This window comes from Streptomyces niveiscabiei, from assembly GCF_001419795.1.
Lineage (GTDB): Bacteria > Actinomycetota > Actinomycetes > Streptomycetales > Streptomycetaceae > Streptomyces > Streptomyces niveiscabiei.
Map to the genome: position 1 here is coordinate 1 of NZ_LIRL01000991.1, position 5,092 is coordinate 5,092.

4 protein-coding genes and 2 pseudogenes are annotated in these 5,092 nt (G+C 74.0%); 5 read left to right on the top strand and 1 reads right to left on the bottom strand.

All coding sequences use genetic code 11. The features are described 5' to 3' along the window. The 5 genes and pseudogenes from AOK24_RS38515 to AOK24_RS38530 all read left to right on the top strand — a co-directional run. Positions 1 to 658 (top strand): MFS transporter (locus AOK24_RS38515; protein ID WP_159052138.1); only part of this gene is annotated, 658 nt, incomplete at its 5' end. A 5-nt stretch (positions 659 to 663) separates the two neighbouring features. Continuing rightward, a pseudogene (locus tag AOK24_RS51715) lies at positions 664 to 760 on the top strand (DNA-binding response regulator); the annotation flags it as partial. A gap of 2 nt (positions 761 to 762) precedes the next feature. Next, a pseudogene (locus AOK24_RS38520) lies at positions 763 to 1,258 on the top strand (response regulator transcription factor); the annotation flags it as partial. A 4-nt stretch (positions 1,259 to 1,262) separates the two neighbouring features. Continuing rightward, positions 1,263 to 2,642 (top strand): sensor histidine kinase, encoded by a 1,380-nt coding sequence (locus AOK24_RS38525; RefSeq protein ID WP_055724588.1) that lies wholly within the window; start codon positions 1,263 to 1,265, stop codon positions 2,640 to 2,642. Continuing rightward, a complete protein-coding gene (locus AOK24_RS38530; protein ID WP_055724589.1) occupies positions 2,639 to 3,604 on the top strand; it encodes a TAXI family TRAP transporter solute-binding subunit in 966 nt (321 codons plus the stop codon). Before AOK24_RS38525 ends, AOK24_RS38530 begins: the two co-directional genes overlap by 4 nt. Before the next feature lie 140 nt (positions 3,605 to 3,744). Here AOK24_RS38530 and AOK24_RS38535 read toward each other — a convergent pair. After that, positions 3,745 to 5,092, bottom strand: a 1,348-nt coding sequence (locus AOK24_RS38535; protein WP_159052139.1) for a protein kinase domain-containing protein, incomplete at its 5' end; no start/stop codon positions are given.

The window sequence follows — 5,092 nt, forward strand, 5'->3', positions numbered from 1 at the left end:
GTCGGAGAGTTTTGAGCAGGGGCGGGCGGACGGGGACCGGGGGAGTCTGCGGATGCTGCTGTCGTACCCGCGCCAGTGCCTGGTCGTCGTCGGACTCACCATGGGCGGCACACTGTTCTTCTACACGTACACGACGTACCTCCAGAAGTTCATGGTCAACACCAGCGGCATCGCGAAACCGACCGCCGCGTGGATCAACTTCTGCGCCCTGCTGGTGTTCGTGGCGCTGCAACCGCTGATGGGCCGCCTCTCCGACCGGGTCGGGCGGCGTCCGCTGCTGATCGGGTTCGGGGTGCTCGGCGCGCTCGTCGTGGTGCCCTCGCTGACGCTGCTGTCGCACACCGACAACCCGTACTACGCCTTCGGGTTGATGGTCGTGCCGCTGGCGATCAGCTCGCTGTACACGTCGATCAGCGCGGTCGTGAAGGCCGAGCTGTTCCCAACGGCCATCCGCGCGCTGGGAGTTGGCCTGCCGTACGCGCTGACCGTCGCCCTCTTCGGCGGGACCGCCGAGTACATCGCCCTGTGGTTCAAGGACATCGGCCACGAGAGCTGGTACTTCTTCTACGTCACCGCCTGCGTCCTGGTTTCGCTGCTCGTCTACATTCGGATGCGCGAGACCTCCGACGGCTCGCCGCTGGACGAGCGGAAGGGGTAGGCGCGGTGCGGGTGCTGCTGGCCGAGGACGACGACGGGGTCGCGGGCGCCCTCACCGAGGCCCTGTACGACGCCGGACACGAACCGGCCCGCGTCCGCAGGGNNCGACGGCCTCGACGTCCTGCGCAAACTCCGCGCGGTCAGCGCCCTCCCGGTGCTGATCCTCACCGCGCGCGGCGATGAACGCTCCGTCGTGCGGGGCCTCAGGCTCGGCGCCGACGACTACCTCGTCAAACCGGTCCGCCTCGCCGAACTCCTCGCCCGCATCGAGGCGGTGGCCCGCCGCGCCGCCGCCCTCGCCGCCCCGGCGCAGCGCACGGTCCGCGCCGGGGACGTCGAAGTCGACCTGGACGCCCGGCGCGTACAGGTCGGCGACGCCGAAGTCCGGCTCACCACCAAGGAGTTCGAGATCCTCGCCGCGCTCGCCTCCCGCCCGGGTGCCGCCGTGAGCCGCCAGCAGCTCCTGGACGAGGTGTGGGGCGACGCCTACCTCGCCGTGTCCCGCTCCCTCGACGTCCACATCACCCAGCTCCGCGCGAAACTCGGCCGCCCCGAACTCCTCACCACCATCCGGGGGTTCGGCTACCGCTTCGGCGGGTGAGGGGATGCGCGCACGGGTCCTCACGGTCGTCCTGGCCTTCGTCCTCCTCGCCGTCGCCGGTTTCGCCGCCCCCCTCCTGACGCTGACGGCCGTCCAGCGCACCGGGCAGCTCGTCGCCGCACGCGCCGCCGACCTCGACCGGTTCGCCACCCTCGCCGAACAGGCCGCCGAGAGCGGCGACATGAGCACCCTGACCGCCGAGGCCGGCCGCTACACCGAGCTGTACGGCGAGGCCGTCGTGGTCGTCGACGCCCGCCGCGCGCCCGTCGTCCAGACCGGCGGCCTGCACGCCGCCGACCCCGCCGTGGCCCGTCTCGTGGACGCCGCCCTGCGCAGCCAACTCCGCTACCCCGAAGGGACGGTGCGCCCCTGGTCCCGCGCCGACGTGCTGCTCGCCCGCCCCGTCGGCACCGGCACCCGCGTCTCCGGCGCGGTCGTCCTGCGCGCGTCCGTCCGGGCCGCCGCCGACGACGTCGCCCTGCGCTGGGCCCTCGTCCTCGCCGGGGCCGGGGTGTTCGCGGCGGCCTGCGTGCTGCTCGCGCGCCGGGCGACCCAGTGGGTGGTACGGCCGCTGCACCGACTCGACCGCGCGGTGGGGGAGTTGGCGGCGGGGCTGCCGCCCGAGCGGGTCGTGCGCGCCGGGGGGCCGCCCGAACTCCGGCAGGTCGTCGAGGGGTTCAACCGGATGGCCGACACGGTGACGACCGCCCTCGAACAGCAACGCCGCCTCGTCGCCGACACCTCGCACCAACTCCGCAACCCGCTCGCCGCGTTGAGGCTGCGCATCGACTCGCTCCAGCCCCGGCTGGCGAAGGAGGCGACCCGCACGTACACCGGCGTCACCGCCGAACTGGAGCGCATGGAACGGCTGCTGGACGACCTGCTGAGGCTGGCCGACGCCGAACACCGGGCCGGGGAACTGGCGATGACGGACCGTCAGGGCGCGGGCTGCGAGGTGCGGCCGGTGATCGAGGCACAGATGGAGGTGTGGCGGCCCGCCGCACAGGGGACGCTCGTCCTCGACCAGGCCGGGACGGGCGTGGTGGCGTGCTCCGCCGACGAACTGGCGCAGGTGATGGACATCCTCGTCGACAACGCGATCAAGTACGGAGGCGGCCACGTCGAGGTGTCCTCCAGGACGACCGGCACCGAGGTGGTGATCGAGGTACGGGACGACGGGCCCGGCCTGTCCGCCGCCGAACTCGCCTGCGCGGCAACGAGGTTCTGGCGCGCGGAACGCCATCGGGACGTACGCGGAAGCGGCCTGGGGCTCGCCATCGCCGAGCGGCTGGTCGCCGGACACGGCGGACGCATCGAGTTCGAGGCCCGCGTCCCGAGCGGGCTGACCGTCCGCGCGGTGCTCCCCGAGAGCCGTACGCCGTGAACAGCCGCCGCACCCTCCTGCTCGCCGCCCTCGGAGCCACCGGAGCCGCGGCGCTCGGCGGCGACGCCCGGCTCGCCGACCGGGGCCCCACCGGCGGACTCCGTATCGCCACCGGCGAGGGCGACGGCTTCTACGTCGCCTTCGGACGCCTCCTCGCCCAGCAGGTCACCGCCGCGTACCCCCGCCTGACCTGCGAAGTCGTCAGCAGCGAGGGAAGCGTCGCGAACATCCGGCTGCTGGCGCAACGCCGCGCGGACGTCGCACTCGCGCTCGCCGACATCGCCTGGTCCGCGTACGCCGGCCGAGGGCCGTTCCCGGCGCCGGTGCCGTTGCGCGCGGTGGGCCGGGTGTACGAGAACTACGCGCAGCTCGCCGTCCGCGCGAACGCGCCGGTCCACGGGGTCGCCGACCTCGCGGGGCGGACCGTGTCCGTGGGCGCCCCCGCCTCGGGCGGCGCCGTGCTCGGTGACCGGCTGCTGCGCGCGGCGGGACTGACGCCCGGCGTGGACGTACGAGTACGGCATCTGCGGATGACGCAGGTCACGCGGGCCATGCGGACGGGCGCCGTCGACGCCGTACTCGTCGCCGGCGGCGTACCCATGCCCGTGCTGACCCCCCTCGCCCGCGCCCCCGGCATCCGGCTCCTGCCCCTGGCGGGGCTCCTGCCCAAGGTGCGCGAGAGCGGCGGGGCGGGCGTGGAGGCGGTGACGATACCGGCGGGCGCGTACGAGGGGACGGCCGAGGTGGCCACGATCGGGGCGGCCAACCTGCTGCTGTGCCGCCCCGACCTGCCGCCCCCGCTCGCCGCCGCCCTCACCCACGTACTGGTCGGGCGCGCGGCCCGGCTGGTCCCGGCGTCGGCGCTCGGGACGCAGTTCCTGGACGTGCGGAGCCTGATCGGCACCGGCGAGGTGCCGCTCCACCCGGGAGCGGTGGCGGCGTACCGCGAACTGCACGGGTGACCCGCGTGCCGCGCTCAGGTGGCGACGCGATACGCGCTTTCATGAAGGTGTCCTTCCTCGGCACGTTCACCACCCCCGTGGGTGAACGGCCTTCACCTTCGTACGGAAGGCGGGGAAGGGGTACCTCGCACCTCTGAGGGTCACTTCGCGCCCGGCGGGGTGTACTCCTTGAGGTAGTGGGCGACGCGCCCGGCGTAGGGCTCGACCTTCGGGGGAACGCCGGCCGCCTTGTTGACGACCTTGTACGAGGTCCGGTACGCCGCCGAGACCAGCACCCGGCGGTCGCCCGGCAGCTTCGGGTCCAGGCGGGGCGCGATCCAGCACAGGTAGCGGCCCATCGCCGGGATCGACTCGGCGGGCGGGAACGGCGGGACGGGCACCGACTCGCCGGGCGTGCCGTCCTCGTGCATCCACCAGCGCAGCACGCGCGGCGTCCACCGGGCGATGCCGTACTCGTCGTTGGCCGGGTCCGCGAGGTTCGGGTCGAAGCCGCTCTCGACCTTCAGCATCGCCGCGATCAACGACGGCGTGACCTCGGGGCGTTCGCAGTCGCGCGCCGTCTCGACGATCAGCAGCCGGTAGGCGGGCGGTACGTCCTTGTCGGTACGGAGGTACTCGGCGCCGTACAGCGCCGCCCCGCCGCCCGGAGGGCCGCTGCCGTCCGCCCAGTCGGTGACGGCGTAACCGAGGACGGCGACCGCCACCGTGGCGGCCGTCGCGCCCGCGATGAGCAGCGGCGTACGCCTCCGGTGACGGGGCCCGGCATCGGTGCCCGTCACCGCCGCCACCTTCCGCAGCAGCGCGTCACCGGTGATCCGCTCCTCGTGCGTGCGCGCGAGACACCTCCGCACGATCTCCCGCCAGGCGTCCGGGAGCCGGGGCGACAGACGCAGTTCCTCCGCGCCCCGGGCGTAGGCCGCCGCCGCGTCCCGGCGGGCCGTCGTCGTGGCGCCGGGCAGCGGGAAGGTGCCGGTGAGGACCAGGTGGGCGAGGACACCGAACGCCCAGACGTCGGCCGAGGGGCGGATCTGGCGCCCCCGCTCGCCGATCTCCGACCACAGCAGCTCCGGGGGCGTGTAGTCGGGGGTCGAGAACGCGGGGGTGTAGGCGTGCGTGCCCTCCAGTTCGGCGGCCAGGTTGAAGTCCGCGAGGCGGGCCGAACCGTCCTTCATCAGCAGCACGTTGGCGGGCTTCAGGTCGCCGTGGACCCAGCCCGCCCGGTGCAGCTGGGCCAGGCCCTCGCAGATGTGGGCGAGCAGCGCCGGGGGCCGCGCCGCCGGGTCGCGGGCGAGGCGGGACGCGAGGGACTCCTCCGCCTTCTCCAGGACGAGGACCACCGCGCCGTCCAGGTCCGGGTGGGCGGGGTCGTCGACCGTCAGGGTGCCGTACATGCGGATCAGCCGGGGGCGCTTGAGGGCGCGGTGCAACTTCAGTTCACGGTCGGCGAGTTCACGGAGGTGGGCGAGGTGGCGGGGGGTACGGGTGCCG